This is a genomic window from Roseateles chitinivorans (assembly GCF_050632145.1).
In the GTDB taxonomy this organism is placed as follows: Bacteria; Pseudomonadota; Gammaproteobacteria; order Burkholderiales; family Burkholderiaceae_C; genus Roseateles; species Roseateles chitinivorans_B.
The window spans coordinates 3,442,215-3,466,846 of sequence record NZ_CP192577.1 but is presented as its reverse complement, the minus strand read 5'-3'; the positions used below and the strand labels follow the sequence as shown (position 1 = coordinate 3,466,846).

34 protein-coding genes and 1 pseudogene are annotated in these 24,632 nt (G+C 66.9%); 9 read left to right on the top strand and 26 right to left on the bottom strand.

Annotated elements, in window-relative coordinates; genetic code table 11:
• Positions 1 to 84: 84 nt before the first annotated feature.
• Genes ACQ86G_RS15960 through ACQ86G_RS15950 form a run of 3 tightly spaced genes read right to left on the bottom strand, consistent with a single transcriptional unit; the run spans position 85 to position 2,119 of the window.
• Positions 85 to 576, bottom strand: coding sequence for a group II truncated hemoglobin (locus ACQ86G_RS15960; protein WP_431261417.1), 492 nt, complete (start codon positions 574 to 576; stop codon positions 85 to 87).
• Between the two features lie 14 nt (positions 577 to 590).
• Positions 591 to 1,403, bottom strand: coding sequence for a MinD/ParA family protein (locus ACQ86G_RS15955; protein WP_431256262.1), 813 nt, complete (start codon positions 1,401 to 1,403; stop codon positions 591 to 593).
• Positions 1,400 to 2,119: a GGDEF domain-containing protein gene (locus tag ACQ86G_RS15950; RefSeq protein WP_431256261.1), complete on the bottom strand. Its 720-nt coding sequence runs from the start codon at positions 2,117 to 2,119 to the stop codon at positions 1,400 to 1,402. Before ACQ86G_RS15950 ends, ACQ86G_RS15955 begins: the two co-directional genes overlap by 4 nt.
• A gap of 183 nt (positions 2,120 to 2,302) precedes the next feature.
• Here ACQ86G_RS15950 and ACQ86G_RS15945 point away from each other — a divergent pair, with 183 nt between their 5' ends.
• The 3 genes from ACQ86G_RS15945 (at position 2,303) to ACQ86G_RS15935 (ending at position 5,103) form a co-directional block, all read left to right on the top strand.
• Positions 2,303 to 3,172, top strand: a complete 870-nt coding sequence (locus ACQ86G_RS15945; protein WP_431256260.1) for a CheR family methyltransferase — start codon at positions 2,303 to 2,305, stop codon at positions 3,170 to 3,172.
• A 57-nt stretch (positions 3,173 to 3,229) separates the two neighbouring features.
• Positions 3,230 to 3,901, top strand: a complete 672-nt coding sequence (gene cheD / locus ACQ86G_RS15940; RefSeq protein ID WP_088403685.1) for a chemoreceptor glutamine deamidase CheD — start codon at positions 3,230 to 3,232, stop codon at positions 3,899 to 3,901.
• An 86-nt stretch (positions 3,902 to 3,987) separates the two neighbouring features.
• Positions 3,988 to 5,103 (top strand): protein-glutamate methylesterase/protein-glutamine glutaminase, encoded by a 1,116-nt coding sequence (locus ACQ86G_RS15935; protein WP_431256259.1) that lies wholly within the window; start codon positions 3,988 to 3,990, stop codon positions 5,101 to 5,103.
• Positions 5,104 to 5,117: 14 nt separating this feature from the next.
• On the opposite strand, the gene ACQ86G_RS15930 is transcribed toward ACQ86G_RS15935, so the two are convergent.
• Positions 5,118 to 5,534 carry a nuclear transport factor 2 family protein gene (locus tag ACQ86G_RS15930; protein ID WP_431256258.1) on the bottom strand — a complete coding sequence of 139 codons (417 nt, stop codon included), beginning with the start codon at positions 5,532 to 5,534 and terminating at the stop codon, positions 5,118 to 5,120.
• Positions 5,531 to 5,923 carry a hypothetical protein gene (locus ACQ86G_RS15925; protein ID WP_431256257.1) on the bottom strand — a complete coding sequence of 131 codons (393 nt, stop codon included), beginning with the start codon at positions 5,921 to 5,923 and terminating at the stop codon, positions 5,531 to 5,533. The genes ACQ86G_RS15930 and ACQ86G_RS15925 overlap by 4 nt, the downstream gene beginning before the upstream one ends.
• Positions 5,924 to 6,107: 184 nt before the next feature.
• On the opposite strand from ACQ86G_RS15925, the gene ACQ86G_RS15920 reads away from it, so the two are divergent.
• Complete coding sequence (locus tag ACQ86G_RS15920; RefSeq protein WP_431256256.1) at positions 6,108 to 7,076, top strand: LysR substrate-binding domain-containing protein; 969 nt, start codon at positions 6,108 to 6,110, stop codon at positions 7,074 to 7,076.
• Between the two features lie 14 nt (positions 7,077 to 7,090).
• On the opposite strand, the gene hemW is transcribed toward ACQ86G_RS15920, so the two are convergent.
• From hemW to ACQ86G_RS15895, 5 genes and pseudogenes are all read right to left on the bottom strand, one after another.
• Complete coding sequence (gene hemW, locus ACQ86G_RS15915) at positions 7,091 to 8,275, bottom strand: radical SAM family heme chaperone HemW (protein WP_431261416.1); 1,185 nt, start codon at positions 8,273 to 8,275, stop codon at positions 7,091 to 7,093.
• A 10-nt stretch (positions 8,276 to 8,285) separates the two neighbouring features.
• Entirely contained in the window at positions 8,286 to 8,891 is a 606-nt protein-coding gene (rdgB, locus tag ACQ86G_RS15910; RefSeq protein WP_431256255.1) for an RdgB/HAM1 family non-canonical purine NTP pyrophosphatase, read from the bottom strand.
• A gap of 49 nt (positions 8,892 to 8,940) precedes the next feature.
• A complete protein-coding gene (gene rph, locus ACQ86G_RS15905) occupies positions 8,941 to 9,675 on the bottom strand; it encodes a ribonuclease PH (protein WP_088403679.1) in 735 nt (244 codons plus the stop codon).
• Positions 9,676 to 9,695: 20 nt separating this feature from the next.
• Positions 9,696 to 10,595 (bottom strand): PP2C family protein-serine/threonine phosphatase, encoded by a 900-nt coding sequence (locus tag ACQ86G_RS15900; protein ID WP_067275106.1) that lies wholly within the window; start codon positions 10,593 to 10,595, stop codon positions 9,696 to 9,698.
• A pseudogene (locus ACQ86G_RS15895) lies at positions 10,592 to 11,559 on the bottom strand (serine/threonine protein kinase). The gene ACQ86G_RS15900 and the pseudogene ACQ86G_RS15895 overlap by 4 nt, the downstream one beginning before the upstream one ends.
• Before the next feature lie 31 nt (positions 11,560 to 11,590).
• Between ACQ86G_RS15895 and ACQ86G_RS15890 the strand changes: the two are divergent.
• Positions 11,591 to 12,508: a YicC/YloC family endoribonuclease gene (locus tag ACQ86G_RS15890; protein ID WP_431256254.1), complete on the top strand. Its 918-nt coding sequence runs from the start codon at positions 11,591 to 11,593 to the stop codon at positions 12,506 to 12,508.
• Between the two features lie 12 nt (positions 12,509 to 12,520).
• On the opposite strand, the gene ACQ86G_RS15885 is transcribed toward ACQ86G_RS15890, so the two are convergent.
• From ACQ86G_RS15885 to ACQ86G_RS15875, 3 genes are all read right to left on the bottom strand, one after another.
• Positions 12,521 to 13,312 (bottom strand): radical SAM protein, encoded by a 792-nt coding sequence (locus ACQ86G_RS15885; protein WP_431256253.1) that lies wholly within the window; start codon positions 13,310 to 13,312, stop codon positions 12,521 to 12,523.
• A gap of 72 nt (positions 13,313 to 13,384) precedes the next feature.
• A complete protein-coding gene (locus tag ACQ86G_RS15880; RefSeq protein ID WP_431256252.1) occupies positions 13,385 to 13,954 on the bottom strand; it encodes a 3'-5' exoribonuclease domain-containing protein in 570 nt (189 codons plus the stop codon).
• The gene (locus ACQ86G_RS15875; RefSeq protein WP_431256251.1) at positions 13,951 to 14,589 is read right to left on the bottom strand and encodes a DUF7146 domain-containing protein; all 639 of its coding nucleotides are present in this window, start codon (positions 14,587 to 14,589) and stop codon (positions 13,951 to 13,953) included. Before ACQ86G_RS15875 ends, ACQ86G_RS15880 begins: the two co-directional genes overlap by 4 nt.
• A gap of 130 nt (positions 14,590 to 14,719) precedes the next feature.
• Between ACQ86G_RS15875 and gmk the strand changes: the two genes are divergently transcribed.
• Both gmk and rpoZ read left to right on the top strand, forming a co-directional pair.
• The gene (gene gmk / locus ACQ86G_RS15870) at positions 14,720 to 15,355 is read left to right on the top strand and encodes a guanylate kinase (RefSeq protein ID WP_431256250.1); all 636 of its coding nucleotides are present in this window, start codon (positions 14,720 to 14,722) and stop codon (positions 15,353 to 15,355) included.
• A gap of 22 nt (positions 15,356 to 15,377) precedes the next feature.
• Entirely contained in the window at positions 15,378 to 15,581 is a 204-nt protein-coding gene (gene rpoZ / locus ACQ86G_RS15865) for a DNA-directed RNA polymerase subunit omega (protein WP_058936171.1), read from the top strand.
• Positions 15,582 to 15,665: 84 nt separating this feature from the next.
• Here rpoZ and ACQ86G_RS15860 read toward each other — a convergent pair whose 3' ends face one another.
• From ACQ86G_RS15860 to ACQ86G_RS15850, 3 genes are all read right to left on the bottom strand, one after another.
• On the bottom strand, positions 15,666 to 16,691 hold the full coding sequence (locus ACQ86G_RS15860) for a DUF4253 domain-containing protein (RefSeq protein WP_431256249.1): 1,026 nt from the start codon (positions 16,689 to 16,691) through the stop codon (positions 15,666 to 15,668).
• 90 nt (positions 16,692 to 16,781) lie between these two features.
• Complete coding sequence (locus ACQ86G_RS15855; protein WP_431256248.1) at positions 16,782 to 17,759, bottom strand: AAA domain-containing protein; 978 nt, start codon at positions 17,757 to 17,759, stop codon at positions 16,782 to 16,784.
• Positions 17,756 to 18,682: an AAA domain-containing protein gene (locus ACQ86G_RS15850; RefSeq protein WP_431256247.1), complete on the bottom strand. Its 927-nt coding sequence runs from the start codon at positions 18,680 to 18,682 to the stop codon at positions 17,756 to 17,758. Before ACQ86G_RS15850 ends, ACQ86G_RS15855 begins: the two co-directional genes overlap by 4 nt.
• A gap of 115 nt (positions 18,683 to 18,797) precedes the next feature.
• Here ACQ86G_RS15850 and ACQ86G_RS15845 point away from each other — a divergent pair, with 115 nt between their 5' ends.
• Both ACQ86G_RS15845 and ACQ86G_RS15840 read left to right on the top strand, forming a co-directional pair.
• Positions 18,798 to 20,114, top strand: coding sequence for an Nramp family divalent metal transporter (locus tag ACQ86G_RS15845; RefSeq protein ID WP_431256246.1), 1,317 nt, complete (start codon positions 18,798 to 18,800; stop codon positions 20,112 to 20,114).
• Positions 20,115 to 20,228: 114 nt separating this feature from the next.
• Positions 20,229 to 20,441 carry a DUF4287 domain-containing protein gene (locus ACQ86G_RS15840; protein ID WP_431256245.1) on the top strand — a complete coding sequence of 71 codons (213 nt, stop codon included), beginning with the start codon at positions 20,229 to 20,231 and terminating at the stop codon, positions 20,439 to 20,441.
• Positions 20,442 to 20,474: 33 nt separating this feature from the next.
• Here the strand turns inward: ACQ86G_RS15840 and ACQ86G_RS15835 are convergent, their stop codons facing one another.
• The 10 genes from ACQ86G_RS15835 to ACQ86G_RS15790 all read right to left on the bottom strand — a co-directional run bounded on the left by ACQ86G_RS15835 (position 20,475) and on the right by ACQ86G_RS15790 (position 24,629).
• Positions 20,475 to 21,152: a glutathione S-transferase family protein gene (locus ACQ86G_RS15835; protein ID WP_431256244.1), complete on the bottom strand. Its 678-nt coding sequence runs from the start codon at positions 21,150 to 21,152 to the stop codon at positions 20,475 to 20,477.
• A gap of 9 nt (positions 21,153 to 21,161) precedes the next feature.
• The gene (locus tag ACQ86G_RS15830; protein ID WP_431256243.1) at positions 21,162 to 21,476 is read right to left on the bottom strand and encodes a hypothetical protein; all 315 of its coding nucleotides are present in this window, start codon (positions 21,474 to 21,476) and stop codon (positions 21,162 to 21,164) included.
• A gap of 45 nt (positions 21,477 to 21,521) precedes the next feature.
• Positions 21,522 to 21,677: a hypothetical protein gene (locus ACQ86G_RS15825; RefSeq protein WP_431256242.1), complete on the bottom strand. Its 156-nt coding sequence runs from the start codon at positions 21,675 to 21,677 to the stop codon at positions 21,522 to 21,524.
• Between the two features lies 1 nt (position 21,678).
• The gene (locus ACQ86G_RS15820) at positions 21,679 to 21,948 is read right to left on the bottom strand and encodes a hypothetical protein (RefSeq protein WP_431256241.1); all 270 of its coding nucleotides are present in this window, start codon (positions 21,946 to 21,948) and stop codon (positions 21,679 to 21,681) included.
• A complete protein-coding gene (locus ACQ86G_RS15815; protein ID WP_431256240.1) occupies positions 21,948 to 22,376 on the bottom strand; it encodes a hypothetical protein in 429 nt (142 codons plus the stop codon). The genes ACQ86G_RS15820 and ACQ86G_RS15815 overlap by 1 nt, the downstream gene beginning before the upstream one ends.
• 4 nt (positions 22,377 to 22,380) lie before the next feature.
• The gene (locus ACQ86G_RS15810; RefSeq protein WP_431256239.1) at positions 22,381 to 22,860 is read right to left on the bottom strand and encodes a hypothetical protein; all 480 of its coding nucleotides are present in this window, start codon (positions 22,858 to 22,860) and stop codon (positions 22,381 to 22,383) included.
• A 100-nt stretch (positions 22,861 to 22,960) separates the two neighbouring features.
• A complete protein-coding gene (locus ACQ86G_RS15805; RefSeq protein ID WP_431256238.1) occupies positions 22,961 to 23,449 on the bottom strand; it encodes a hypothetical protein in 489 nt (162 codons plus the stop codon).
• Positions 23,446 to 23,697 (bottom strand): hypothetical protein, encoded by a 252-nt coding sequence (locus tag ACQ86G_RS15800; RefSeq protein ID WP_431256237.1) that lies wholly within the window; start codon positions 23,695 to 23,697, stop codon positions 23,446 to 23,448. The genes ACQ86G_RS15805 and ACQ86G_RS15800 overlap by 4 nt, the downstream gene beginning before the upstream one ends.
• Positions 23,698 to 23,714: 17 nt before the next feature.
• Positions 23,715 to 24,098, bottom strand: coding sequence for a hypothetical protein (locus tag ACQ86G_RS15795; protein WP_431256236.1), 384 nt, complete (start codon positions 24,096 to 24,098; stop codon positions 23,715 to 23,717).
• 243 nt (positions 24,099 to 24,341) lie between these two features.
• The gene (locus tag ACQ86G_RS15790) at positions 24,342 to 24,629 is read right to left on the bottom strand and encodes a hemagglutinin repeat-containing protein (protein ID WP_431256235.1); all 288 of its coding nucleotides are present in this window, start codon (positions 24,627 to 24,629) and stop codon (positions 24,342 to 24,344) included.
• Positions 24,630 to 24,632: the final 3 nt, after the last annotated feature.

Genomic DNA, 24,632 nt, shown 5'->3' with positions numbered 1-24,632 from the left:
TGTCAGATATGCACGCTGGAAGCGCCGTTTACATCATTTCCAGTCATTGCAGTCGTTGCCCGGACGTGGCCGGGCACCCGCAATTCAGACGTTGCGCATCCAGTCCGCCGTGTTGGCGAAGGACGCCGCCAGGCGGCGCTGCAACTCGACGTCGAGCTCGCATTCCGCCATCGCCTGCGTCATGGCCGACATCCACTGGTCGCGCTCGGCGATGCCGATGCGATAAGGCATGTGACGGGCGCGCAGCCGCGGATGTCCGAAGCGTTCGACGAAGTGGTCGGGGCCACCCAGCCAGCCGCACAGGAACCAGAACAGCTTGTCCCGCGAGCCGTCCAGCGTCGTCGGATGGATGGCTCGCAGCTGCGCGAAACGCGGCTCCAGGTCCATCAGGTCGTAGAAGCGGTCGACAAGACGCCGCACGGCATCCTCGCCGCCGACCCAGTCGAACGGGGTGGCAGGAGCGGCACCGGCGGGGTGCCTTCGGTGCGGGCCGTGTCGTCGGCCGCACCGGTCTCGGTGGAATCGTTCATCAGGAAAGCAGCAGGCGTGAGGAGGCGGAACGCAGGACGGACGCAGGAGACCCCGGAGGGTCAGGCGTGACCCGCGGAGTATTCCAGCACCTTGGACGCGAGCCCGCGGATCCCCTGCGCCGCGTCGCAGCCGGGGTAGTGTTCCAGCAGCAGCTGCCGCTTGAGCACGGCCTGCCGGACCATCGGATCGTTCTTGACCTCGCCGAGCAGTTCCAGCTTGAAGGTCTGACCCGGCGTCGGCCCCACGAAGCGCTGCAGCACCTGCTGCAGCTGGCCGCAGATCAGCTTGCCCTCGCCGGGACGGTTGGCCTGGTTGACGACCAGGCGCACCAGTCGACGTTCCTGCTGCGTGGCGAGCACCTTGATCGTGGCGTACGCGTCCGTCAGCGAGGTCGGTTCCGGTGTCGCGACCACCAGCACGTCGTGCGCCATCGACACCGAGAACAGCACCACGTCCGAGATCCCCGCGCCGGTGTCCAGCAGCACGTAGTCGAAACGCGGCCGCACGACCTCGAGGATGTGCAGCAGCTTGTCGCGCACGTCGGGCGTCAGCCGTGAGTACTCGACCATGCCCGAGCCCGCCAGCAGCACATGGAAGCCGCCCGGCGCCGGCAGGATCGCCTGGTCCAGGGTGCAGCGGTCGGTGAAGACGTCGTGCAGCGTGAGCTTGGGGTGCAGGTTCAGCACCACGTCCAGGTTGGCCAGGCCGAGGTCGGCATCCAGCACCAGCACGCGCTCGCCGCGCGCGGCCAGGGCCGCCGCCAGGTTGGCGGTGACGAAGGTCTTGCCCACGCCGCCCTTGCCGCTCGTGACGGCCAAGGTGCGAGCGCCTCCACGGGCATGGGGTGCAGCAGGAGCTGTTGTATTGCTCATTCACTATCCTGTTGCGTTACGGCGAACAACATGCCCTTTTCCTCGGCGCTCACCAGCGAGTCCACATGGCTCTCGAGGCAGGCGCGGTTGCGGCCTTCGGCCTTGGCACGGTACAGCTGACGATCCGCCCGTTCCGTCCAGATCAGTGTCGATGACCGCACCCACTGGGGCGCGAACGCCCCGCCGATGCTGATCGTGCAGGTCAGCGGCGGCTGTCCGCCGCCGGCGCTGACGGCCAGTCCCTGCACCCGCTGCCGGATGCGTTCCGCGACCGTCACCCCGAAGGAGGTCGGGCAGTTGGGCAGGATGATGGCGAATTCCTCGCCGCCGATCCGCGCCACCGTGTCCATCGGCCGCACCGTCTGCGCGATGGCCTGCGCGACCGCACGGATCACCAGGTCGCCGGCCGCGTGGCCGTGCTGGTCGTTGACCGCCTTGAAGTGGTCGATGTCCAGCATCAGCAGCAGCGCCGGCTCCCCGGACCGTGCCACGCGGTCGACCTCGCGCGCCAGCGCCATCTCGAAGCTGCGGCGGTTGACCAGTCCGGTCAACGCGTCCTTGCTGGAGAGATCGCACAAGGCGTCGAGGATGCCCTGCAGCCACGGCTCCGAATACGGCTCCGCGTCGGGCAGCATCGCACCGGCCTGCTGCAGCAGCTGCAGGGCCAGGTCCAGGCGCAGCTTGTGGGCTGCAATGAGACTTTGCGGAGCGTCCAAGATCGAATCAGGCAATTTCGAGGGCAGTCTAGCGGCTTCCCCCCAAATGAGCGCGCAGAAAAGAGGGGTTCCCCCACCTCTTTCACACATCAAATGGACCAAACACACTCAAACTAGCTATTGTCGACAATGGCGATCACCCGGTGCTACGGCATCATCTCTTCGAAGAAAACCAAACAGCCCATGCGCCCAGGTCAACCGGTCTCGCTCGCGGCCCCGTCGCCGGTGGAGGCGATCGATCATGAGTTCAGCTTCAGCAAAGCCGACTTCGAACGCGTCCGCCAGCTGATCTACCAGCACGCCGGCATCTCGCTGCACGACGGCAAGCATGCGATGGTCTACAGCCGGCTGTCGCGCCGGTTGCGGGACACCGGCTACAAGAGTTTCGCCGACTATCTCCAGTGGCTGGAGGGCGTCACGGGCCCCCAGGGCGACCAGGAGTGGCAGGAGTTCGTCAACTGCCTGACCACCAACCTGACCTCGTTCTTCCGCGAGGACCACCACTTCCTGTCGCTCACCGACGACCTCAAGACGCTGACCGGCAAGCCGATCCGCATCTGGTGCTGCGCGGCGTCCACCGGCGAGGAGCCCTACTCCATCGCGATGACCTGCCAGGAATCGCTGGGCGCGAGCAGCGGCGTGCAGATCGTCTCCAGCGACATCGACACCAACGTGCTGAACACCGCGCGCAGGGGCGTCTACGCGGCCGAATCCCGCGGCCTGTCGCCGCAACGGCTCAAGCAGTTCTTCCTGCGCGGCACCGGCGCCAACGAGGGCCGCATCCGCGTGCGCCCCGAGCTGGCCAAGATGATCGACTTCCGGCCGCTGAACCTGATGCACACCACGTGGTCGCTGGGCGATCCCTTCCACGTCGTGTTCTGCCGCAACGTCATGATCTATTTCGACGCCCCGACGCAGCGCAAGGTGCTCGAGCGCATCCACAAGGTGATGCGTCCGGGCGGGCTGCTGTTCGTCGGGCATTCCGAGAACTTCACCGACTCCCGCGATCTCTTCCGCCTGCGCGGCAAGACGATCTACGAGCGCGTCGGCTGATCGCCACGAACGATCCGCCGCACGACGATCCGAAGAACCCTCATTCAGCGACACCCCATGACACTGCCCTCAGCCTCCTCCGCGATGCAGCAGAGCGCGGCACTGGCCAGCGCCGGCGCGGCCCGCGTGGCCCAGCTCAAGTCGGTGACGCGCAAGAACGGCGAGGCGTCGTTCTTCTTCTACGAAGCGCATTTCAAGAACGCCGCGGTCAAAGTCCTGCCCGGCGAGTACTTCGTCGACAACGACGACATCCTGGTGATGACCACGCTGGGCTCGTGCATCGCCGCCTGCCTGTGGGACCGCCATGCGCAGATCGGCGGCATGAACCACTTCATGCTGCCCGAAGGCCAGGGCGACTCGGGCCGCTACGGCTCGTTCGCGATGGAACTGCTGATCAACGAGATGATGAAGCGCGGCGCCTCCAAGAGCCGCATGGAAGCGAAGATCTTCGGCGGCGGCGCGGTCATCGCCGGCATGAACACGATCAACGTCGGCGAGCGCAACACCAACTTCGTCATCGATTTCCTGAAGCTCGAACGCATCCCCATCGTGTCCAAGGACGTGATGGACGTCTACCCGCGCAAGGTGTGCTTCCTGCCCAAGAGCGGCAAGGCGATGGTCAAGCGCCTGGCGCCGACCAACACCGACGCGCTGGTGCAGCAGGACAGGACCGCGGCGCAGCAGGCGCAACCGGTGGCGAGCACCGGCGGTTCGATCGACCTGTTCTGACACCGGCGCATCACTGAGACCACATCGGGGCGGCACCGCGGCAGCAAGGACGCCGCCGGCCCGGCAGTACCGAGGAGCAAGAAGACATGGCCAAGACCACCGTCGTCGTCGTCGACGATTCCGCGCTGGTGCGGAGCATCCTGACCGAGATCATCAACCGCCAGCCCGACATGCAATGCGTCGGGGCCGCCAGCGACCCGCTGGTCGCGCGGGAGATGATCCGCAACCTCAACCCCGACGTGATCACGCTCGACGTCGAGATGCCGAAGATGGACGGCCTGGACTTCCTGCAGCGCCTGATGCGGCTGCGGCCGATGCCCGTCGTGATGGTGTCGACGCTGACCGAACGCGGCGCCGAGGTCACGCTGAAGGCGCTGGAGCTCGGCGCGGTGGACTTCGTGGCCAAGCCCAAGATCGGTGTGGCCGACGGCATCCGCGCGCTGGCGCAGGACATCACGGACAAGATCCGCATCGCGGCGAAGGCGCAGATCCGGCGCCTGCACGCCCCGGGTCCCGCCGCCGCACCGGGCGCGCCCGCGCCGGCCGGCGGCGCGACGCCGCCGCTCAAGCCCGCCTCGCCGATCGCGAGCCTGGGCCGGCTGTCGACCGAGAAGATCATCTTCATCGGTGCGTCGACCGGCGGCACCGAAGCCACCAAGGACGTGCTGATCAACCTGCCGGCCGACTGCCCGGCGGTCTGCATCACGCAGCACATGCCGGCCGGTTTCACCCGCAGCTATGCGGCGCGGCTGGACGGCCTGTGCAAGATCCGCGTGAAGGAAGCGCAGGACGGCGAGCGGATCCTGCCCGGCCACGGCTACATCGCGCCGGGCGGCATGCACTTCAGCGTGGAGCGCTCGGGCGCCAACTACATTGCCCGCGTCCAGGACGGTGAGGCGGTGAACCGCCACAAGCCGTCGGTGGAGGTGCTGTTCAACTCCGCCGCGCGCGTGGTGGGACAGAACGCGCTGGGCATCATGCTCACCGGCATGGGCGCGGACGGCGCCAAGGCGATGAAGACGATGAAGGACGCGGGCTCCTACAACCTCGTGCAGGACGAGGCGACCTGCGTCGTCTTCGGCATGCCGCGCGAGGCGATCAACGCCGGCGCTGCCGACGAGGTGCTGCCGCTGCACCAGATCGCCACGCGGCTGATCGAGCGCCTGCGCAGCACGGCGGGCATGTCGATGAACCGCGTGTGATGCGCGTTTGATCGTCACTTCCCGGCGGGAATCTCCTCGCCGAACACGAAACGGGCGCTGACGATGCGCCCGTTTGCGTTTCCGCCTTCGCCATCCGTCGGGGTCGCGTCGACCTCGTAGATCGCGATCAGCTCGCGCACGACGGGGCCGTCCGGCGTCTGGTTGACGATGCGTTCGTGGTCGATGACGGTGTTGCCGACTGCGATGCGATGCAGCAGCTGAGCGTGAGGACGCGAGGCCTCGAAGCGCGCGGCCATACGCTCGCGCAGGGCCGGAGCGCCTTGCGCGATCAGCCGGTCGGGATACTCGTACTGGCGCGCGTCGGGCGCGTAGGTGGCGATCAGCGCCTCGACGTCATGCGCGTTGTAGGCGTCGAGCTGCGTTTGAACGATGTCGGCAGGCGAAATCGAAACGCTCGTCGTTTTGCTCATTGGGCGCGACCCTTCTTCTCTTCGTTGTTCCGGTTGACGACCGGCAACGCGCGCGCGGGCACGGCGGCCTGTCGATCGTTGGCCGCGGCGACCAGCGTCGCCTGGCGCGCGGCCTGCTCGCGGGCGACCCGCTGCGCTTCGACCTTCGCGAGGCGCTGCTCGCGGGCGGCGATCTGCAGCTCGGCGTTGATGTCGTTGAAGGCGTTGGCGTTCGAGACCAGCGCCAGCGCCGAGACGATGGCGATCAGCACGGTCAGCGCCGGGCCGATCACCGGGAAGCGGGACCACGGCGAATAGGCGTAGCACGGCAGCTTCGGGGTCACGCGCGGCGCCAGCCGGGGCGACCGCCCGGGCGAGTGGAAGCAGATGGTGATGTCGGGCTCGTTCATGGTCGTTCCTTCGTTCATCGGGGGAGATCGGGGGAGATCGGGGAGAGATCCGGGGAGTTCTGGATCAGTGCTGGTAATGCTAGATGCCCAACAAGCGCTCTCCAAACGCTATATCCTTGCCTCCTTGTGCAGTCTGGCTACCCAGTCAGCGCCACTCCGGACCCTGAACGAGGACGTCCCGCCCATGCGCATCCCCCGCCTTCCGCTCCAGTACCTGGCCGCCTTCCGGGCTGCCGCGCTGCACCAGAACCTGCGCGCCGCGTCCGAGGAGCTCAACCTCACGCACTCCGCCGTGAGCCAGCAGATCCGCGCCCTGGAGCTGCAGCTCGGCTTCCCCGTCTTCGACCGGCAGGGACGACGCGTCGTGCTCAACGCGGCGGGCGGTGCGCTGCTGCGTGGCGTGGAACGCGCGTATCAGGAACTCGACCAGGGCCTGCGCGCCGCGACGGCCGCACACGGCATCGAGCAGCGCAGCCTGCGCGTCACGGTGCTGCCCTCCTTCGCGCAGCGCTGGCTGCTGCCGCGTCTGGGCCGCTGGCACGCGCGGCATCCGGAGGTGACGATCGAGATCGAAGCCTCGCCGCGCCTGGTCGACCTGGAGCGCGAGAACTTCGACATCGCACTGCGTCAGGGCCTCGGCCCGTGGCCCGGCCTCGACAGCGAGCCGCTCTTCGACCTGTCGATGCTGCCGGTGGCGTCGCCGGCGCTGGCGCACCAGCTGATCGGCGAGCCGCTGGAAGCGCTCGCGCAGGCGCCGCTGCTGGGCGACGCGGCGCAGTGGGAAGACTGGTTCTCGCAGGCCGGACTGCGGCGTCAGGTCGTGCCCGTGGCGATCTTCAACGACTTCGGCATCCTGCTGCAGGCAGCCGAGCAAGGCATGGGCGTCGGCCTGACGCGCGAGCTGCTGGCCGCGGACGCGCTGCTCGACGGCCGCCTGGTGCGCGTCGCGCCGCGGCAGGCGATGCTCAAGGAGCCGCAGCGGTACCACATCGTCTACCGGCCGAAGTCGCGCCAGGAGCCCGCCGTGTGCGCATTCATCGAGTGGCTGCACGAGGAGACCGCGCAGTCGCGCGCCGCGCTGGACGGTGCCAAGACCTGCCTGGCGACGGGCAAGGTGACGCCGCAGACTGCGCAGATGCCGGTCGCGACCTGAGCTGCAGGCTCAGTTCACGCGCTCAGGAACAGTTCCTGCAGATCGCTGAGGAAGTCGAAGCCACGCGGCGTCGCGCGGATCACGGCCGGATCGAGATCGAGCAGGCCCTTCGCGCGGCCCTGTTCCATCGCCTTGGCGATCGCCGACGGCGGCAGGCCCGTGCGTTCGAGGAAGCTCTGCATCGTCACGCCCTCGCGCAGGCGCAGCGCGTTCAGCATGAACTCGAAGGGCAGCTCGTTGCGGGCGACTTCGTTCTCGTTGGACACGGCCTGACCCTCGGCGGCCTTCTGCATGAAGGTCGCAGGATCGCGCCAGCGCACCTGGCGCAGCAGCCGGTGCGCGAAGCTGAGCTTGGTGTGCGCGCCGGCGCCGATGCCGAGGTAGTCGCCGAACTGCCAGTAGTTGGTGTTGTGCGTGCAGCGATGGCCGTCGCGCGCGTAGGCCGAGACCTCGTAGCGCGACATGCCCTTCGCGCCGGTGCGCGCGGTGATCAGGTCCAGCATGTCGCTGGCCAGATCGGGATCGGGCAGGTGCTCGGGCGGCGCGTTCGCGAAGCGCGTGTTGGGCTCGATCGTCAGGTGGTAGACCGACAGGTGCGGCGGATCGAAGGCCAGCGCGATGTCCAGGTCCTGGTCGAGTTCCGCCAGCGTCTGCCCCGGCAGCGCGTACATCAGGTCGATGTTGAAGGTGCCGAACGAACGGGCCGCTTCCTCGATCGCCGCGCGCGCCTGCGTGCCGCTGTGGATGCGGCCGAGCGCATGCAGCTTCGCGTCGTCGAAGCTCTGGACGCCGATGGACAGCCGCGTCACGCCCGCCTGCGCAAAGCCGGCGAAGCGGTCCTTCTCGAAGGTGCCGGGATTGGCTTCCATCGTGATCTCGCAGCCCGGCTCCAGCGGCAGCCGCGCGCGCAGGTCGGAGATCAGCTCGGCGATCTGCTCCGGCGCGAACAGGCTGGGCGTGCCGCCGCCGATGAAGATCGACACGACGGAGCGTCCCCAGATCAGCGGCAGCGCCGCTTCCAGGTCGGAGCGCAGCGCGGCGAGGTACTTGCGTGCGGTCTCCACGTCGAGCTCGCGTCCGTCGCGGTATTCATGCGAGTTGAAATCGCAGTATGGGCACTTGCGGATGCACCACGGCAGGTGCACGTACAGCGACAGCGGCGGCAGCGCCGACAGCGTCAGCGTGCCGGGCCGCATCATGCGGATGATGTCAGCCAAGGTGCCAGCTCTCGCGCATCTGGCGCAGCAGGTCTTGCGACGCGAGCGCGCGATGGCTCAACCGGTTCTTCGCCTCGGCGCCGAGCGCCGCGACACTCTTTCCCAGCTCGGGGATGAACATCAGCGGGTCGTAGCCGAAGCCGCCCTCGCCTTCCTGCGCGTGCAGGATCTCGCCGTGCCAGCGGCCCATCGCGATCAGCGGTTCCGGGTCGTCGGCCGAGCGCACCGCCACCAGCGCGCAGACGAAGCGCGCGCGCCGATCATCGATGCCATCGAGCTTCTCGAGCAGCACGCGGTTGTTCTCGGCGTCGCTCTTCTCGTGGCCGAACAGCGTGGCGTAGCGCGCCGACAGCACGCCCGGCATGCCGCCGAGCGCGTCGACCGCCAGACCCGAGTCGTCCGCCAGCGCCGGCAGGCCGCTGGCCTTCGCCGCATGGCGGGCCTTGGTCAGGCCGTTCTCGACGAAGGTGTGGAAAGGCTCTTCCGCCTCCGGGATGCCGAGGCTGCCCTGCGTCACGAGTTCGATGCCCAGCGGCTCGAACAGCGCCTGCAGTTCCTTCAGCTTCTTCGCATTGTTGGAGGCCAGGACCAACTTCATCGCTTGCTCCAATCGACGGAGAGGACGGGGACGTTCGTCCCCGGGGATTTCACTTCAGGCCGAGCGCCTCGCGCTGCGCGACGAGCAGCTCGCGGATGCCCTTCTCGGCGAGGTTCAACAGCACGTCGACCTCGGCGCGCGTGAACGCGACGCCTTCGGCCGTGCCCTGCAGCTCGACGAAGTGTCCCGCACCGGTCATGACCACGTTCATGTCGGTGTCGCAGGCGGAGTCCTCGACGTATTCGAGGTCCAGCAGCGCCTGGCCGTCCAGGATGCCGACGGAGATCGCGGCGACCGCGTCCTTCAGCGGCGTGTCGACGATCTTGCCCTGCGCGATCAGCCAGCTCACCGCGTCATGCGCGGCCACGTAGGCGCCGGTGATCGCCGCGGTGCGCGTGCCGCCGTCGGCCTGCAGCACGTCGCAGTCGATCTGGATGGTGCGCTCGCCGAGCTTGGACAGGTCGAACACCGCGCGCAGCGCGCGGCCGATCAGGCGCTGGATCTCCTGCGTGCGGCCGGTCTGCTTGCCGCGCGCGGCCTCGCGGTCGCTGCGGGTGTGGGTGGCGCGGGGCAGCATGCCGTACTCGGCGGTGACCCAGCCTTCGCCGCTGCCGCGCTTGTGCGGCGGCACCTTCTCTTCGACCGACGCGGTGCACAGCACCTTGGTGTCGCCGAACTCGATGAGCACGGCCCCTTCGGCGTGGCGCGTGTAGTGGCGGGTGATGCGGACCGGACGCAAGGCGTCCGCCGCGCGCCCTTGCGGGCGGCTGGCGTTGCTACTCATGAGGAAATCCTTTGATGCCTTCAGTGGGGCTTCTTGCCGGCCTTGCGGATCGCGTCCTGGATCTCGCGCACGGCGGAATCGATCTCGGCCTCGTCGAGCTGCACGTCCTGGGTCGCCCCGTGGATCGTGGAGGCGAAGCCTTCCTGGTCGAGGTCCTGCGTGGAGATGGAGTCCGGGGCATCGCCCTCGCCTTCCCACTCCACGGCCAGGGCCGTCACATTGTCGCTGCGCGCGCCGGCCTGGCGCAGCGCCTGCTCGACGAGCTCCGGCACCGCGTCGCCGACCGAGCGGCTGTCCGACATGTGGCGCAGGATGTCCACGTCGCTGACCGAGCTCCACAGCCCGTCCGAGCACAGCAGCATGCGGTCGCCGTTCTGCAGCAGCACCGGGCCGTTGACGTCGATCATCGGCTTGCCGGGGCTGCCCAGGCACGTGAACAGCACATGGCGGTTGAAGCGCTCGGCGCCGGTCGCGTGGCGGCCCAGCGCCTCCTGCAGCTCGCTGTAGGAATGGTCGCGGGTGCGGGCGATCAGCTCGGTCTCGCGCAGCAGGTACATGCGGGAGTCGCCGCAGTGCGCCCACCAGATCTGGCCCTGTTGCATCAGCCCGACGACGATGGTCGTGCGCGGCGTGTCGTTCATGCCGCGCTGCTGCGCGTAGGTCAGCAGCTGCTGGTGCGCGAGCAGCACCGCCGTCTCCAGGAACTGCGAAGGTTCCTTGATCACCGGCTGCGCATCGCGCTGGAACAGCGCCGCGACGTTCTGGAGCGCCAGATGGGCGGCGACTTCGCCGTCCGGATGGCCGCCCATGCCGTCGGCGAGGGCGAAGAGACCGGCCTCGCGGGTATAGCAATACCCCATGCGGTCCTCGTTCTTCTCCCGTCCGCCACGGCGGCTCACCTGATAGACGGAGAACTTCACGCCTTCGCCCCGGTCTTCAGGTTCTCCAGCTGCAGCTTGAGGCGCTCGCTGAAGCTGAGCTTGGTGTAGCGGCGCTCGGTCTCGCGCGACAGTTCCTTCTGCAGCGCGAAGACGCTCTGCGGACGGGTCAGCGGATCGAGCGACATGCACCACTCGGTCACTTCGAGCAGGTTGTCGGAATACACGTTGCGCAGGCGCGAGAGCGACAGCCCCAGGCGGTCCTTCTCCAGGCGCTGCGGCGCGTCGTTGGGCGGATAGCCCTGCATGCAGGCGTAGATGCAGGCGCCGATCGCGTAGATGTCGGTCCACGGGCCCAGCGAGCCGTCGCGGCGGTACATCTCGGGCGCGGCGAAGCCGGGCGTGTACATCGGCCGGATGAAGTTGCCTTCCTTGGACAGCACTTCGCGGGCCGCGCCGAAATCGAGCAGCACCGCCTTGTTGTCGTTGGTGATGAAGATATTGGCCGGCTTGATGTCCAGGTGCAGCATCTTGTGCTGGTGCACGATGCGCAGGCCCTTGAGGATTTCGTCGAAGAGCGACCGGATGGTCGATTCGCGGAACACCTTGTCACGCTTCAAATCGCGCGCGGTCACGATGAAATCCTGCAAGGTATCGCCCTGCAGGTAATTCATGACCATATAGACGGTCTCGTTCTCCCGCAGGAAATTCAGCACCGAGACGACGCTCGGATGCGAAATTTGCGCGAGTGAACGGCCTTCTTCAAAAAAGCTGCGCAACCCCAGGCGGTATAGGGGCTGTTTCTCCGGTTTCACGCGAGGCGTGAGTTCTCCGGGAGATCGTTCTGCAAGGGACGAGGGGAGGTATTCCTTCAGAGCCACCAAGTGATGGTCGGGGTCTTCGGCGAGATAAACGACGCCGAATCCACCCGCAGCCAGTTTCTTGATGATCTGATAGCCCCCACCACCGTGCCTGCGGGCAAGGGCGCCGGTTTCGGCTTTGACATAATCGCGGTTCGATTGTTCTACCGATAGCTGATGCCAGTTTACAGCATGACCGGTTATGCCAGCGCCACGGCACAACCCGCGAACTCCGGCGAAACCCCTAGCCCGGCCACCCAACCCGCGGTCACGGTGGAGGCGCGCTCGGTGAACGGACGTTTCCTCGACCTGAGCTTCCGCATGCCCGACGAGCTGCGCTCGCTCGAGGCGGCCCTGCGCGAGCTTGTCTCGGGCAGCGTCAAGCGAGGCAAGATCGAACTGAGGATCAACACCCACAAGGACACCGACAATTCCTGGCCGAACCCGCAGCCAGAGCAGCTCAACCGGCTTTCGCGGCTGGAATCGCAGGTGCAATCCTGGCTGCCGAAAGCGCAGGGATTGACCGTCCAGGAAGCGCTCAACTGGTGCAAGACCGGAGCGACGGGCGCCTCCGCGAACGACGAGACGGTGCTCGACGCGGCGCGTCAATGCATCAAGGGATTCCTCGAGGCGCGCGAGCGCGAGGGCGCGAAATTGGTAACGATGCTCAAGCAGCGCGTCGCCACTTTGCGGGACCTCGCCACACAAGCCGAGCCGCTGATCCCGGCCGCGGTGCAACGCCAACGGGAGCGTTTCCTGGAACGCTGGCAGGAAGCGCTGAGCGCCACCGGCGCCACGCAGACGATCTCCGAGCAGTCGCTGCAGGAGCGCGCCGTCAACGAGGCCGCGGCCTATGCGCTGCGCATCGACGTGGCGGAGGAGCTCACGCGGCTGCGCGCACACCTGGACGAGATCGACCGCCTGCTCAAGAAGGGCGGCGAGGTCGGCAAGCGGCTGGACTTCCTGATGCAGGAGCTGCACCGCGAAGCCAACACGCTGGGCTCCAAGGCCGCGGCCATCGAGCTGACCAACATCTCGGTCGAGATGAAGGTCGCCATCGAGCAGATGAAGGAACAGGTGCAGAACATCGAGTGAGCGGCCTGGCCGTCAGGCGACGGCCACCCGCTTCCTCAGCACCACAGGCCCTGGAATCACGGCGATCACCGTGTCCAGCGCCTCGCTCGCGCGCTCCAGCACCACGCGGCCGTCGGCTTCGACGACCGGCAGCGGCTGCGACGCGAAGTCGAGCCATCTCACATCCAGACGCCCCAGCAAGACCTGGCGCTTGCGCCGCACGCGCTCGCGCAGCTGCGTGCGTTGCGCGGCGGTGAGCCCGTAGCGATCCTCCGTCTGCTGGCCGCTGCCACGCGGGATGAACGGCAGGAGACTCAGCCGCCTTACGCCAAGCGCGAGGCAGTAGTCCGCCATCCAGTCGAGCACCCATTCGTCGCCCGCGACGAGGGTCGTCTGCACCGACGTCGGAACGCGCGCCGAGAGCATCTCGCGCAGATGCGCGCTCGCCAGATCGAAGGCCGGTCGGCCGACGATCGCATCGTGATGCGCCTGATCGCCGTGCAGGCTCAGCTTGACCGAAGTGCCGGTCGCGCTCAGCGCGGCGAGCAACCCATCCGGCAGCGCGATGCCGTTGGTCGTGAGTCGTGTGAGGCAGCCGGTCGTCCGCGCATGGACGAGCAATTCGGCAAGGCCCGGATGGATCGTCGGCTCCCCGCCGCAGAAGTGGACCGTCCGCATGCCGTGCGCGACGAGCCAGTCCACCCGCTGCTTCAACAGCCCGACGTCCGGATGCACGCCGTCCGGCGGTGCCAGGCAGAAGCCGCAGCGCGCATTGCAGTAGCGCGTCACGCGAAAGCACATCGTCGCCGGCAGCCGCGGGTCCATGGTGATTCCTCCCTGACCCGCGATGTCGGCACCAAGGCGCCGGTGCGCTGACGCATCAATGCGCCTCAGGCCTCAGCGCTGTCGACTCTCCGCGAGCATGTTGCAGAAGAGTGCGCCCTGCTCGATCGCGTCGTCAAGCGCGACGTGGGAGTGCGGCAGGTCGTCGAACCAGCGCTTGGGCATGGCGCTCTTGGTGCTGCGGCGGTAGTCGCGGCGCAGCATCACCATGGCCATCGTCTTGACGTCCAGCGCCGAGAAGCTGAACGGACTGCGCCCGGCGAAACGGATCAGGTACCAGTAGACGAACATGAAGTCGAAGGACGCGGGATAGCCGACGAACACCGGCTGTCCGGGCAGTGCCTCCAGCCAGGCGACATAGTCGACCATCACGGCCTGCGGCGGACGCACGTCGGTGCGTGAGGCGGCCCAGGCGTCCGGCTGCTGCGCCCACCAGGCCATCGTGTCGGGATGGCCGGTCGCGTCGGGCAGCGTCTCCAGGTTCGCGGAGAAGGTCGCCACCAGCGTCTTGTCCGCGAGGTACGCGGCCGAGCCGAAGCTCAGCATCGAATGCGGGCCGGGGATCGGGCCGTCGACCTCGACGTCGGTGCTGACGTAGATCTCGGTGCGGGTTTTCTCGTTCATGAGGACGCAGTATCGGCGCTGTCCAGGTGACCGCGCAGCCAGCGCGCGACCTCGGCGCGACCCCGCTTGCACAGTGCCGTGTTCCAGTCCTTGCAACGGGGCGGCGGCGGCAGCCGGCGCACGCGCGACAGGCGCTGCGCGTATGCGGCAGCCTCGCGCTCGCCGGGCCGGTTCGCGTCGAAGCCCAGCCACGCCAGCCGATCGGCGCAGGCCTCGGGCAGCCACGGGGCCCAGCGACCGATCGTGGCCACGCCGCCGCGGCCGCACACCGCGAGCGACAAGGCATCGAACAGGCCCTCGACGAGGATCAGCGGCCCGTCGCGCTCGTTGTGCCCGCTGTGCCAGCCGCCCTGGATGTCCACGACACCGCCGCCCGGACCGATCGTCAGCATCTTGTCCTGACCGCGCAGCGTGCTGAGGTAGCGGCCATGCACCGACACCATCGCGCCCGAGCGGCCACGCAGCGCCACGAGCACCGCGGGGCGCCCGGCCCAGTCCGGATCGAAGCGCAACCCCGCTGCATGCGCGACGGCCAGCGGGATGCCGCGACCTTCGACGTAGGCCTGGCCGGGCGTCCCGGCCAGCGGCCGCGCCCGCGCAAACCGCTCGTCGGGCGACTCACCGGAAACGGGCATGCAAACAGGGTCGCGGGGGATGGGGACCATCCACCGATCTTCCCCTCCCGTGCCGCCCGGGACATCCCCCACGGACGACCATGCCTGCGGCCCAGCGGATGTCGGTGGGCATGTCCCCTAAAATGGGAACATGGAATACCCAGGCAATCTTTTCGTCGTCGCCGCGCCGAGCGGCGCCGGCAAATCCAGCCTCGTGAAGGCGCTGCTGGAGCTGGACGCCAAGCTGAGCGTCTCCGTGTCGCACACCTCGCGTGACCCGCGCGGCCAGGAACAGCATGGCCGCGAGTACCTGTTCGTCTCGGTGGACGAGTTCCGCGGGATGATCGACCGCGGCGAGTTCTTCGAATGGGCGAAGGTCCACGACAACCTGTACGGCACCTCGCGCGCGGCGATCGAGGCCCGGCTGGCGCACGGCGACGATGTCGTGCTGGAGATCGACTACCAGGGGGCGCTGCAGATCAAGCAGCTGTTCCCGCACGCGGTGCTGATCTTCATCCTGCCGCCGAGCTGGGAGGAGCTGAAGCAGCGCCTGATCCGGCGCGGCGACACGGCCGACGACGTGATCGCCAAGCGGATGAAGACCGCGCGGGAAGAGGTCGCGCAGGCGAAACACTTCGATTTCGTGGTCATCAATGCCGTGTTCGAGACGGCAATTTTCGATCTCAAGTCGATTGTCCAGGCGCAGCGGCTAAAATACGCGACCCAACGCCGCAACCGGTCGACCGTCTTCCGCGCGCTCGACCTCATCGCCGACGTTACCGAATAACCCCGACTCCTCAGGAACCAGCATGGCCCGCATCACTGTCGAAGACTGCCTGACCAAGATCCCGAACCGCTTCCAGCTGGTGCTCGCCGCGACGTACCGCGCCCGCATGCTGAGCCAAGGCCACGCGCCGAAGCTGGAGTCGAAGAACAAGCCCGGCGTGACCGCGCTGCGCGAAGTCGCCAACGGCGACGTCGGCGTGGAAATGCTGCGCCGCGTGCCGGTCTGACCACCGGCTGAACGAGGACCGGCAGGTCCTCGGGAACGCACGAGACACGCCCCGCTCCGCGGGGCGTTGTCGTTTCTGGCGCCGTCAATCCCACCAGAAGGACCAGACCGGCGCCTCGAGCAGCGCGGCCGCCAGCCCTTCCAGCGTGCCGTGGCCTTGGATGACCAGATCCTCACAGTACAGGAAGTGCTCGCGGGCGAGTGCCAGGGCGTCGTCCACCGTGCGAGGCGGTCGATCGACGACGAACTCCACGACGCTGCCCCTGACGCAAGCCACTCGGGCGCCATGACGATCCGCCCATGAGCGCCAGAGGGCCACGTGTTCCGGAGGCGTCGGGCAGTCGTTCCAGCCGCCGAACCTGAGCCAGGCCGCGGCTTCCCAATGCTTCGACGTCGGCAGGATGGCCACGCCGATCCCCGAGCGCGGCGTGCCGGTACCGGAGAAAGGCAGGCGCAACGTCCGCGCAGCCGGCGGCTTGACCGTTGGCCACACCCCGCCGGAGAACTCGACCAGGCGCGCGGTCTCTTCGCGCGTGCGCAGCCAGGCCATCGCGTCGATCTCTTCCGCGTGGGCCAGCAGTTCATCGATGGGCGACGCGTCGATGTCCCATCCCTCCCAGAGCTGCTCACGGTCCTCCGGATCGCCAAGGATGACCGGCGTGCAGCCGTCCGTGGCACGCAACGCGTTCCAGCGCCCGAGCGCGCGGTCGCCCGGCATCGTCTCGATCGGGAACGGGAAGTTCTGCGGCCGGACCACGACCTCGCTCTCGGCGATGCCGTCCTCCGGGGGCCCGTAGCGGAGGGTGACCCGCGCCTCGTCCAGCCAGCTTGCCGCCAGCAGCACGGGACGGATCGACCGGAACAGCTCGTTGGCGTCCTTGCCGTAGGCATGGATCGTTGCCTCGCCAGCGCCCGCGGCGACCTCATGCCCCTCCACCTGGCCGGCGCCCGCGCCGGTCACGGCGCGCGTCAGTTCGTCCTCCAGCGCGGTCAGCGCAGTGAGATCAGCGCGCCCGCAACGGAAGCGGATCAGCACCGCATGCTCGGGAGCCGCCGTGAGATCGTGGGACGACGTGGAGAACCGGTCGAAGATTTTCTTGAAGAGACTCATCGGGCACTCTGCGTGTTGCCGATGAGTATTCTCACGTGCTGTTCGTGCCGGTCGTGCCGCTCACTCGGTCGCGCCAGAAGCCGGCGTCGATCACGACCTCGTTGCCGCTCTTCTCGTTGATGATCCAGAAGCGAGCGCCGTCCGGCGCGATGCGGTCGACCTCCCCGAAGAGCCGGCCTGCCGCCACCCGCAGACCGCGCGTGTTGAAGGGAAGTCCGGCGCCTTCGCCAGCGTCAGCAGCGGCACCGCCTCGCGCGGATCGCCGGCCAGGCGCATCCGGTGGACGATGGGCGCGAGCACCTCGTTGGTCAGGTCGGCCGACGAGAGGCAGATCACCACCTTCGCCTGCGCGCGGCTCAGCGCGACGTTGAGCAGCCGGCGTGCTTCCTCCGTCTGCAGGAAGGGCTGCGTGCCGTCGGCCGGGTCGAAGAAGACCACCGGCGCCTCGCTGCCCTGCGCGCGGTGCACGGTGCTGACCTTCACGCCGTCGTCGACGCCGAGCGCATCCAGCCGCTGCCGGATCAACGCCCGCTGCGCGCGGAACGGCGTCAGCACGATGAACTCGTGCGGCGCCCAGTCGCCGCTCGCGAGCGCCTGGGCGATCAGGGCCGCGATCGCATCGGCGGATTCACGCCGGATCGGGCCGCGGTCCTTCGCGGACCAGAAGCCCTCGCGGGTGATGCGGAGCACCTTCACGTGGACGTCCGCCGGGATGTCGCCGAGCGCACGGGCGCGGGCTTGCTGCCAGTCCTGCGACGCCAGCGCCTCCGCGGCGACGCGCAGCGCGCCGTCGTAGAACAGGTCGCTGACCAGCGCACCGATCGTCGCGGCCATGCGGGACTGCTCGTCGAGCATCGCCACCGCGGTGCCGCCCTGCCCGCTCTGTCCGCTCTGTCCGCTCTGTCCGCTCTGCCCGCCTCGTGGCATCGCCGCGAACGGCGAGCGCCCCAGCCACTGGCGCGCGAGGCGGTCCTCGCTGCGCAGCACCGGCGAGAGCTGCTGCGGATCGCCGGCGAAGAGCCGCGCGCGACCGAGCGGCATCAGCGCCAACGCATGGGCGAGGCTCACCTGGCTGGCTTCGTCGAAGACGACAAGGTCGAACGGCGCTTCACCATCGGGGAAAGCTCGCGCAGCGTCTTCAGCGTGAAGGCGGCGCGGGTCGTCGTCATCGTGGCGAGCCGGCATTGCGCCAGCACCTGCGGCGACGGGAGGCCCGATGCCGGGATCAGATGCCCGCGACCGGCGTAGGCCTGGGCATCGAAGCGCGAGCCGAGCCGCTGGACCGCCGATCTGAGGTGCTCGCGCCGCCCCTTCTGCAACGCCTTGTCGACGGCGAGCGTCGCGAGGTCGACGGCGTGGTTGGTCGTCGACAGCAGCAGCACGCGCGCACCCGGGCGGCGGTCGAGGTACTCGGCGAGCAGCACGCCGAGCGTCGTCGTCTTGCCGGTGCCGGGTGGGCCCCACAGGAAGGCGTCGTGATAACCGACGAGCTTCAGTGCCTCGCGCTGCGCCGGCCGCAGCCAGCGGAACGGCGAGCCGTCGAGCGACGGCGCATCGGCCCGCGGTCTCGATATCGAGAGCCCCGGCCAGCAGTCGGCGGCGCGGCGCGCCCAGGGGTCGTCACGCCACGCGTCGGCAATGGCATTGAGGAAACGCGGTGGATAGAGGCGCAGGAGGTGGCCCTCGCCCGGCGGCGGGGCGCTCGCGTTCTGCAGCACGAGCTGGTCGTCCTCGACGACGACGGCGCGCACGCCCGCGCTGCCCTTGGTCGGCGCGCCCCACCAGGCGGACGCGCCCTCGAGCCGCTCGTCGAGCAGCGTGTGGGCCGACGCCTGCCCCGGCCGCTGGCCCTCGGCGTAGACGTAGTCGGGCTCGAGCGTCACGCGCCAGAGCGCGCCGTCCGCCGTGCTGCGGAGCACGCGGAAATCGTAGAACTCGGGCGTCGCGGCCAGCTCGGCGTCGATCGCCGCGCGGATGTCGGCCAGAGGCATGGGTCGCGACAGGAAAGCGGGGAGGCTGGAAGGGCGAAGGAGGCGGGACTATAGCGGTCCGGGCGCCGATCCCTGTTCCTGCAGGGCATCGCCGACTCCGAAGAGAATCCGCCCCATGCTCGGCCTGCCCACCACCGCCACCGCCCCGTTCTGCCCGTCCGAGGTCCACGGCTCGATCGATCTCCGCGAGGGCGCACCGCTGTGGAAGCGGCTGCTGCGCGTGGCGGGTCCGGGACTGCTGGTCTCGGTCGGCTACATGGACCCGGGCAACTGGGCCACGGACATCGAGGCCGGCTCGCGCTTCGGCCACGCGCTGCTGTGGGTGGTGCTGGCGTCCAGCCTGGCGGCGATGCTGCTGCAGACCTTGTCGCTGCGGCTCGGCCTGGTGTCGGGTCTTGACCTCGCGCAGGCCTGCCGCGAGCGCTACCGGCCCGCGGTTCGATTGCCGCTGTGGGTGATGGCCGAGCTCGCCATCGTCGCCTGCGACGTGGCCGAGGTGCTGGGCACGGCGCTGGCGCTGCACCTGCTGTTCGGCATGTCGCTGCTGGCGGGTGTCGGCATCGCGGCGCTGGACACGGTGATCGTGCTCGGGCTGAAGGGCCGGGGCTTCCGGCAGGTGGAGGCGATCATCCTCGGCCTGGTGATGACGATCGGCGTCTGCTACGCGGTGCAGCTGTTCCTGATCGGGCCGGACTGGGCGGCGGTGGCGAAGGGCTTCGTGCCCAACGGCGTCGCGGTGCAGGACCCGAAGGCGCTGCTGCTGGCCATCGGCATCCTGGGCGCGACGGTGATGCCGCACAACCTCTACCTGCACTCGTCCATCGTGCAGACGCGGCGCGTGGGGAGCACGGCGTCGGCCAAGCGCGACGCCATCAAGCTGTCGACGATCGACACGCTGGTGTCGCTGACGCTGGCCTTGATGGTGAACGCGGCGATCCTGATCCTCGCGGCGACGGCCTTCCACGCGCACGGTCACACCGAGGTGACGGAGATCCAGGACGCGTACCACCTGCTGGATCCGCTGGTGGGCGGTTCCATCGCGTCCATCCTGTTCGGGGTGGCGCTGCTGGCGGCGGGTCAGAGCTCGACCTTCACCGGCACGATCGCGGGTCAGGTCTTGATGGACGGCTTCCTCCGCTTGAAGATCCCGTGCTGGCAGCGCCGGCTGGCGACGCGCTTCCTGGCGCTGGTGCCGGCCTTCCTCGGGCTGCTGTGGTTCGGCGAGAAGGCGGTCGGGCAGCTGCTGGTCGCGAGCCAGGTGGTGCTGAGCCTGCAGCTGCCCTTCGCGATGTGGCCGCTGATCCGGCTGACGGGCGACCGCGCGGTGATGGGCGAGTTCGCCAACGGGCCGGTGGTGCGGGTGCTGAGCTGGGGGCTCTTCGCGCTGGTGACCGGGGCGAACGCGGCCTTGCTGTGGTCGCTGCTCAGTTGATCAGCTCATCAGGTGATGCGCAGGACCGTGTCGAAAACGGCGCGGGTCGATCGTCGTGGGGATGAGGTCAGGACACTGACCCGCGGCCTTCCCCTTGCAACCATGGAGCACGTCATGACCACCGAAGAGAAAGTCAAAGGACCCGCGTCCTACTTCCCGTCCATCGAGAAGAAGTACGGCCAGCCCATCGATCACTGGATGGGCGTGCTGAAGAAGGTGGGGCCGATGAAGCACATGGAGCTGGTCGCGCTGCTGAAGACGGAACACGAGATGGGCCACGGGCATGCGAATGCGCTGGTGGCGGTGTTCCTGGCGAAGCAGGGTTGAAGGCGGGCGCGTGGACACCACGCGCCGCCTCGATCACTTGGACGGCACGAGCGCGTAGGGACCGCCGCGTTCCAGCGCCCGCTGGTAAGCGGGCCGCGCGTGGATGCGCTTCAGGAACTCGGTGATGCGCGGCTGTCGCGCCGCGGCACCACCGCGCTGCACGGCGGCTTCGAGCGGGAAGCTCATCTGCACGTCTGCCGCGCTGAACTCTGACCCGGCGAACCACGGGCTCTTGCCGAGTTCGCCTTCCAGGTAGTTCATGTGGTTGTCGATCTGCGGCTGCACGAAGGTCGCCTTGGCCTTCGCGGCGATGCCCTTGGCGATCGGCTTGATGAAGAACGGCACGGGCGCGCGCTCGATGCGGTCGAAGACCAGCTTGAGCAGCAGCGGCGGCATGGCCGAGCCCTCGGCGTAGTGCATCCAGTAGCGGTAGCGCAGCGCGTCGGGCGTGCCGACGGCGGGCTTGAAGCGGCCCTCGCCGTAGCGGTCGACGAGGTATTCGAGGATCGCGCCGGATTCGGCGATCACGAGGCCGTCGTCGCTGATCACCGGGGACTTGCCGAGCGGGTGCACGGCGCGCAACTCGGGCGGCGCGAGCATCGTCTTCGGGTCGCGCTGGTAGTGCTTGATCTCGTACGGAAGACCGAGTTCTTCAAGCAGCCACAGGACCCGCTGCGAGCGGGAGTTGTTGAGGTGGTGGACGGTGAGCATCGGGGGAGTCTATGCGGGGGCTGGCGATCCCAGTTCGAGCATTTCCCCTTGCAACCAGACACGGCACTGATCGAGCACCTCGTCCAGATATTCCTGGTACTCGCCCGTTGCGTTGGAAATGTAGATCTCTGCCGTCCACAGTGGACCTGGCAACTCCTTCCCCCACCGTTCCCAGAACGAAGAAACCTCCAGGACCGCGTAGAACGGATAAGCCCAGGGACCCGGCAGCAATGCGTCGAGCTCGGCCGCTCGCCATTTGCGTGCCGCGCGCGTCTCGTCGTGCCCACCAAGGATTTCAGAGATGGCCCACACGGCGCGTTCCATCTCATTCAGCGAGTCCGGACAATCGAGCGCAAGAGAGGCGATCTCCTAGAAGCCGGCATCGCCCGGCGACAAGGCAGCAAGCGATGTTTCGGCGAACGCCGTTACCGCGTCCTTGTCGACGGGATCAATCAGCTGCGTGCGATTCGCCAGGCCGTATCGCAGCACCGACCAGTCGAGCCGCTGTTCAGATATCGGGACCATTTCAGGGAGCCTCAGTAGAGTTCGCAAGACCCAACGAAGCTCCCAGACTGGCGACGAATTCAGCATTAGCCGTATTCGCGTAGCCGGATGAGAGGCTCCTGAAGGCCTCACTCAGCGCACGCTGCTCATCAGGCGACAGGCGCTGAAGGTCGTGCGCCATCTGTTCGAGCGCCTGAACGGCCAGATCGGGATCGACTTGCGAGTCCTCTGAGAACTCGAACACCAGAGCGGCGTTCGCAATGGTTCTGGCGAGAGCGAGCATGGTGTTCATCAAGGCCTTCGAGCGGAAGAGTTCAGGCGATCGCGAAGATTCTCGATGCCAAAACGGGAAACACCTGGCACCGTAGCCGCCCGGTCCGCAAGCAGGAAGATAGGCTCGGTGAAACTGGCGAGCGGTTCCGGGTGCGACTCAACGAGGTGATAGATCGCATCGAAGCACGCGAGTTTCACCAACGCGTCCTCGTGATCAAACATGTCGAGCAGAAGCGTTATCACCCGCAGCGGACGCGCCGAAGAGGACATTGCCTCCGCACAACCCCGCAGCCAGACCGCGTCGCGCGCGCTCCAGATTTCGCTCAGTGCCTTCCAGTCCGCCGGACCGAAATCATCCAGCGCATCCGCCGCGCGATGCAAAGCGTCATCAGACCAGTAGTCGGTGGACTCGACGGCAGGACAGAGTTGGTCGAAGAACTTGAACACGGGCTCAAAGGGTGGGATCGCAGAACTGACCGGACATCGGGCCCGCGGCGTCATCCAGACCGGGCACCCTACGCAGATCCACCTCGTCCAAGAGTTCGAACTTGTGTCCGCCGCCACCAGAGGGAATCTCGATCCCCTCTTCAACACGCCCTTCCGGATAGAACACGAGAACAGCTCCAGGTGGGCGACGGCCTTCATCCCCGACCACCACGGGCGTGCGTAGCTTCAAGCAGAGTGCGTGACCCAGACCGGCAACGGGAGGAAGATCGAAGTTGCCAGTTAGCCGCACGAACACTCGCGCCCCGTCAGCAAAACGGGACGCTTCAAAAGCGACAGCTCTCGTTGCGTCGAGCGAGCCGGCCCAGAAGTCATCCTGAGGCAGGAAACATTCGGTCGCCACCTGAAGAAGATCGGCGAGCGCCATGACGATCTCCGCATTCGGACGCTCGTCGAGAAGGTCGAACTCGGCGAAATCAGCGCTCATGAGATTCCAAAACTTGTTTTCTGCCAGAGACTGTGCACAGCTCGAAGAGCGTGCTCCCACCTTCGAGTCCCACGCGCACACGGATTCTTTGATTCCCTGATCAGACCACCAAGGTCACGCAAGACCTGGCACCCAACTCCGCTTGAAGACGGTCCTTCAAACACTGTCCTTCACGCTTGAACTCAAGCTCATCTGCCTCCGTTGGAAAGCCGGAGGAAACCTTCGGAGTGACCTCAAGTATTTCAACCTCCGAATTCCAAGTCAATTTTGCATAAGGCAATGAAGTCGATGTCCCAGCGACAGCACCCTTCGTTTCGATACCCAGTAACGAAATCACCCCGTCATAACTTGCGCCACCGGCCCTGCCCAGCACCTTTAGTACGGCACCAGCAGCTTGTCCGCCGACCTCGTTTAGCAGCGCGTCGACCGTACTAGAGGCCAGCTTGTCATGGAAGTTTTCAGGACGTTGAGCAGCGCCGATCGTTGTCGGATTTAGATTGCGGATCGCCCCTTGATCTGTACTTTGCGCAGTTACGGCCCCTCCATACTGACCAGACAGAAGATTGCCCATGTCCTTTGCTTCGTTCACCAGCTGATCCGAGAAACGATCTCAGAAATTTCACGCCGCGATTCCGGACAGTTCAGCGATATCTTCACAACATCCATGAATTCCGGCGCCCCCGAACCCAGCCCTATCATGAAAGCATCGGAATACTCAATCACGGCCGCTCGGCCAATCCAATCGGATTGACAATCAGGCTCGTGCAAAGAGAACAATATCTCTCCCCATCCAAATATCCCATGTCGATTCATGATATCAATTAATGCACCAATCATGACATCCCCAGAGGCGATCAATCCATGAGAGGCACTTTAATAGGATCGGAACCCGAATTCGCAAGGAACAGCAAGAATGTCTTCACGGCAAAGCAGAATTGGTCGAATGACACATTCCCTCCTTCTCCCTGTCCATACAAGCCTTCGAAAGAGACATCGTTACGAGACAGGGTTATAACCCAGCCATTGCCATCGACTTCGACATGATCTTCTTCTCCCGACTCGACCTTCCTAATCCAATCCAATATCACGGAGCTCCTGACGTCGCTATCAATCGCGGCGCACATCATTTCAAACCTTTCTACAAGGTTGCCCGAGCGATCGACAACATCAATTAATCGACTCAGACCTTTGCCAACGCCTTGATCGACACGTTCATGGCAGTGCAAGAAGAGTTCCATGGATTATTTCCCCAACGGATAGGAGGTCCAACAGCGACCTCCGGCGGCGAAACCACCCAAGATATCTGCCTCTTAACTCTCAGCGAGCGTGCGCGAAGATGATTTAGCTGCCGAGCCCTCCGCGCGGGCGTCCTGCCCCGCCGCCGCGCCCGTGGACGAGGTCCCCCACCGCCAGCGCCCGCCCCTCCTTGCTGTACATCGTCGTGACCATCTTCTTGAACAGGCTGTTTTTAGTCTTAAGCGTTATCTTCTCGACCAACGACGTCGTCTGACCAGCGAGCAGTTGCACAGCGCGTGCCGACGCCATTCACATCGCCCTGCGCGTTGTCGATCTGCGCCGCCGTCGCCGTCAGGTCCATCCCGACCGCCGCTCTTCTTGCTGCTCGAGCTGCTGCTGCCCTCCTGCGTGTTCTCCGCATTGCCGATCGTGAGATTGCGCGCCGCGCGCATCAGCACGTCCGAGTCCGCCACCACCGTGGCGCCCCGCAGCGCGACGTCGCGCCCGGCGTTCGCTACCAGGCTGACATTCACCAA